Source organism: Streptomyces sp. NPDC001816, assembly GCF_042892235.1.
In the GTDB taxonomy this organism is placed as follows: domain Bacteria; phylum Actinomycetota; class Actinomycetes; order Streptomycetales; family Streptomycetaceae; genus Streptomyces.
On record NZ_JBIATY010000032.1, the window covers coordinates 1 to 4,853 of the forward strand.

The window sequence follows — 4,853 nt, forward strand, 5'->3', positions numbered from 1 at the left end:
GCGGCTCCCTGCGCTGCGCTCCGGGAGCCAATGGAGCCGGCCGCTGCGCGCCCGGCGGGCCGCGCGATGCGCGGCCGTGCGGATGACCGTGCGTCAGGTGCCGTTATACCGGCTTTTTGTAGGGGAGTTGAGGGAGTGCGTTGCACTTCCGGGCTGGTCCGCTGCGCTCCCCCGCCCTGACAGTCCTTCAGGCTGTGCCTTACGGACCGTTAGACCCGCTTCGCGGGTCAGGCTGGCTGCGAGGGGTGGGGGTCGCTCGTTCGCGTCGGGTTCTAGTGTAGTGCGTGCCTCAGATTGATGCAGCATGTACGGTTGGCGGAAATACGGGACACCTCAAACCACCCTTAAACCCTCCCTCATGTTCGAGAGTAACGGCCTGAGATGACCGGTCACAGCGAATCTATCGGAAGGAATCCGTGCTGAGCAGCGTTTCCGTGCGCAGGGTGAGCAGGTATCAGACGGCAGGCATTTACGCCCGGTTGAAGGTGTTCGCACTCCTGGCTACCCAGGGCGTGTCCGCGAGCGAGGCGGACGACCTGATGGCCGCGCTGGAGGCCGGGGCGGTCGCCGGTGCGCAGTCCGATGTGGTCGAGCTGGACGGCATGTCGCAGACCGGGATTGGGACCGGCGCGGCGGCAGGTCCGCCGGGTCCGCTGAACTGGCCGTACATATCGCGGACGTGAGACAGCGTGAGCGCGCCGGGCTGGAGCGCCTGGAGGTGTTCGTCCGGGAGACCGTGCTGCCGCGTACGTACCCGCACACCATGGAGCGCTGCCGCATCCTGGAGGCGCTGGGCGAGGCCGGCCGGCTGTGCAACGCCCGCATCATCGAATACTCCACCGGCGACGTCATCCTCGGCACCCGCGAGGCCGACCACTACGACCCCGAGGGCTACGACCCGCTGCGCGAGAAGGAATCGGCGGGCTGGCACAAGTGCAACGCGCGTACCTGGATTGATGACAGGCCCTACAACTACCCGCACACGGCTACCTGAAATTCCGCGATAATATCCGAGAAGGGGAGGCAAGAGAATGTCTGGGATTCAACTCAAGGAACACCAGGTAGACCAGAGGGCAAGTTTCCGGAAGTGGGTGGGATTCCCTGCAAGGTCATCTGTGCCCGCTCAGGGGGCCCGGGGCACGATCGTGTCCGCGACCGGATCGGGGAAGACGATCACCGCCGCCGCGAGCGCGCTGGAGTGCTTCCCGGACGGCCGGATCCTCGTCACCGTCCCGACCCTGGACCTGCTCGCGCAGACTGCCCAGGCGTGGCGTCTGGTGGGCCACCGGGCCCCGATGGTCGCCGTGTGCCGCTGGAGAACGACGCGGTCCTGAACGAACTCGAGGTGCGCACCACCACCAACCCCATTCAGCTCGCCCTGTGGGCCGGGCGCGGGCCCGTGGTCGTGTTCGCCACGTACGCCTCCCTGGTGGACCGTGAGGACATCGACGCACCTGAGGGCCGGCGCAAGGTTCGCGGGCCGCTGGAGGCCTCTCTGGCGGGTGGGGAGCGGCTGTACGGGCAGCGCATGGACGGCTTCGACCTCGCGATCGTGGATGAAGCCCACGGCACCGCCGGTGCTCTCGGGCGGCCGTGGGCTGCGATCCACGACAACGCCCGGATTCCGGCGGACTTCCGCCTGTACCTGACCGCGACGCCGCGCATCCTGGCCGCGGCCCGGCCGCACAGGGGTGCGGGCGGCCAGGAGCTGGAGATCGCGAGCATGACCGATGACCCGGAGGGCACGTACGGCGCGTGGCTCGCCGAACTCGGTCTCTTGGAAGCGATCGAGCGGGGCACCCTCGCGGGTTCGAGATCGACGTACTCGAGATCCGCGACCCGTCACCGGTCCTCGGGCTGTCGGAGGAGGCGCTGCAGGGCGCCTGGCGCTCCTGCAGCCCGCACTCCTGGAGCACGCCGCAGCGTACAACCTCCGTACGGTGATGACGTTCCACCAGCGGGTGGAGGAGGCAGCAGCATTCGCGGAGAAACTGCCGGAGACGGCCACGGAGCCGTACGTCACCGAGGCGTCGGACAACGATCTGGCGAAGGGGCAGCACTGCCGAAGTCATCGATCGACGCGGAGCCGTACGAGCTGAAGGCCGGACGCCACGTCCCGCCGGACCGGGTGTGGTCGGCATGGCTGTGCGGCAACCACCTCGTCGCCGAACGGCGCGAGGCACTGCGCCAGTTCGCAGGCGGCATCGACGCGGCCGGCCGCCGGGTCCACCGAGCCTTCCTCGCGAGCGTCCGCGTGCTCGGTGAGGGCGTCGACACCACCGGCGAGCGAGGCGTGGAAGCCGCTTCGCCGACACCCGCGGCTCGCAGGTGGAGATCGTGCAGAACATCGGCCGGGCGCTCCGGCTGAACCGCGACGGCTCCACGAAGATCGCCAGGATCATCGTGCCGGTGTTCCTGAAGGCCGGGGAGGACCCGACGGACATGATCGCCTCCGCGAGCCTCAAGCCGCTCGTGGCCGTGCTCCAGGGCCTGCGCTCCCACAATGAGCGCCCGGTCGAGCAACCCGCCTCCCGCGCCCCGTCCCGGGACAAACACGAGCGCAAGATGCACATCCAGCACGACGAAGACGGCCGGACCGCCGGCACCGGCGGCAAGGGCGACGGCAAGGACCAAGACCAGGACGGCACCGACGCCGCTGCCGAGCCGGCGCTGCTCCACTTCTCCTCTCCCAGGGACGCGGCCACGATCGCGGCCTTCCTGCACACCCGGGTCTACCGGCCGGAAAACCTGGCGTGGCTCGAGGGCTACCAGGCCCTGCTGCACTGGCGGGCCCAGAACGAGACCACCGGCCTCTACGCCGTGCCCTACGACGTCGAGGCCGAGGCCGGCGTGACGAAGGCCTTTCCGCTGGGGCTCAGTGCAAAAGACACAACCCCAGCTCACACACCCCGACCTCCCCGCCCAAACCACTCCCCCGGCCTCTCAACGAACCACCAACACACCAGACCAGCCGCCGCCCCGCACACCAACAAGCCCCCCTACGAGCATCAGCAGGAACAAATCTGCCGATCCGTCACATGAGCGACTGGCCGCCGTCGATGGTCAGCACGGTGCCGGTGACATAGGAGTTGGCCATGAGGAAAAGCACCGCAGCAGCCACCTCCTCGGCCGTGCCATAGCGGCCCAGCGGCATGCCGCGGCCCGCGACGGCCACCGCAGCATCGCCCGCCGCTCCCCCGAGCCGCGCCGGGCCGTCAGGATCACGGTCCGGCACGTGTTCGCCCGGCACAGGTTCGCGGGGCGGGAGCAGCCGGCAACGCAGCATCGGAGTGTCGACCGTGCCCGAACGCACCGCATTGACCCGGATCCTGCGGGGCGCAAGCTCCACGGCAAGGGCCCTGGCGAGCCCCTCGGTAGCAGCGGCCGCAGCGATCACAGCCACGCCACCCGGTGCAGGACGCACCACGTAGATGCCGGACAAGTACGTGATCGAGGCGCCGGGTACAAGCCGCGGCGCCGCGACCCGGGCAACGGCATAACCGCCCCAGAGCCGGCCCTCGACACTGTCGGCCACACGCTCGCGGTCGGCCTCGGTGACCGCGCCGCGGGTCACGCCCCCGGCAGTAACCAGGACGTGGTCCACCGTGCCGAGTTCGTCGAAGAGGCCGCCAAGCCGGTCCTCGTCACGTACATCGGACACGTACGTGCGCACCCCGGCGGCGGGCGCCTCCCCGGCGAGATACGCGGCAGCCGCCTTGAGACGGCCCGCGTCACGGCCGACAAGCACAGGGCGGGCGCCGAGCCGGACCAGAAGACGGGCGGTAGCCAGGCCAATGCCCGAACTGCCCCCGACAACCACCACCGTGGCCCCGGCAAGGCCCTCAGGGAGCGGGAAGCGGAGAGGGACCGCCGCGGGGCAGTCGCTGCCGGTTGCGGCGGGGCCGGACGCGGACCCGCCCATGCCACTCATGCCACTCATGCCGCCCTACCTTCCCGAGTACATCCCGTAAGTTCGCGACTCCGGCACAACACGGATGAGACAGGAATGATCTTCATACCGGCTGCCCTCAACGGCCCAGGTGGCTGATCCCCCCGTCCCGCCACCCCTTCCGGACTGCCGATGACGCTCTGCCCACCATCGCCCGACAGAGCCAGAACGGGCAGGAGGACTCGCGCCGCACGCCCTACCACGAGGCGAACACGCCCTACCACGAGGCGAACACGCCCTACCAGGAGGCGAACACGCCCTACCAGGAGGCGAACACGCCCTACCAGGAGGCGAACACGACCGTAACCGCCAACACAGAGTCCGACACCACCAACAAACCCCACCAGCTCACAAACACCGACAAACACAGCCACCAACCCCACCACCACCAAGGCCCCAATCAACGAACCCCACACCACACCACCCACGCCGAACACCACCCCACCACCACCGGCGAGCGCGGCGACGGCCACGCCGGCGATGTCGTCGGCATCGACGAAGGGCTCGACGGCGTCGGCGGTGGGCAGGACGATCTCGCCCTCGCGTACGGCGCCGAGGAAGAAACTCTCGTCGAAGTTCTGGGCGAACCACGCGGCACGTACGACGGTCCAGTCGGCGCCGGAGGCCTCCAGGGCCTCCTCGCGGCCTGCGCGCCCTCCTCGCCACGGCCGGAAAGCAGGACCAGGCAACGGGCACCGCGAGCAACAGCGGTCCAGGCGAAAGCGGGGAGGTCCGGCGTGTGATCGCCGACGACGAGGACCGGGCCGGACCCGGCCTCGCGCCCCGCCACGGCCACGGTCCTGGACAGGCGACGCCATGCCCCGGCCACGTCAGTACCGGAATACGCAACGCCCCAGGCGCCCACACCCAGAAACACAGAAACGCTGACCCCCACCCCACCCAC

General features: G+C 69.5%; 3 protein-coding genes and 2 pseudogenes. 3 read left to right on the top strand and 2 right to left on the bottom strand.

Going from position 1 to position 4,853, the window contains the following annotated elements:
* Positions 1-443: 443 nt before the first annotated feature.
* The 3 genes and pseudogenes from ACFYZZ_RS45315 to ACFYZZ_RS45325 all read left to right on the top strand — a co-directional run.
* Positions 444-683, top strand: a complete 240-nt coding sequence (locus ACFYZZ_RS45315; protein WP_389189959.1) for a hypothetical protein — start codon at positions 444-446, stop codon at positions 681-683.
* Complete coding sequence (locus tag ACFYZZ_RS45320) at positions 680-994, top strand: hypothetical protein (protein ID WP_389189960.1); 315 nt, start codon at positions 680-682, stop codon at positions 992-994. Before ACFYZZ_RS45315 ends, ACFYZZ_RS45320 begins: the two co-directional genes overlap by 4 nt.
* A 37-nt stretch (positions 995-1,031) precedes the next feature.
* Positions 1,032-2,874: pseudogene (locus ACFYZZ_RS45325) on the top strand (DEAD/DEAH box helicase family protein); the annotation flags it as partial.
* A 160-nt stretch (positions 2,875-3,034) separates the two neighbouring features.
* On the opposite strand, the gene ACFYZZ_RS45330 reads toward ACFYZZ_RS45325, so the two are convergent.
* Together ACFYZZ_RS45330 and ACFYZZ_RS45335 are read right to left on the bottom strand one after the other, a co-directional pair.
* Positions 3,035-3,940, bottom strand: coding sequence for an SDR family oxidoreductase (locus ACFYZZ_RS45330; RefSeq protein WP_389189962.1), 906 nt, complete (start codon positions 3,938-3,940; stop codon positions 3,035-3,037).
* Positions 3,941-4,404: 464 nt separating this feature from the next.
* Positions 4,405-4,673 (bottom strand): annotated as a pseudogene (locus ACFYZZ_RS45335) (NmrA family transcriptional regulator); the annotation flags it as partial.
* Positions 4,674-4,853 lie beyond the last annotated feature (180 nt).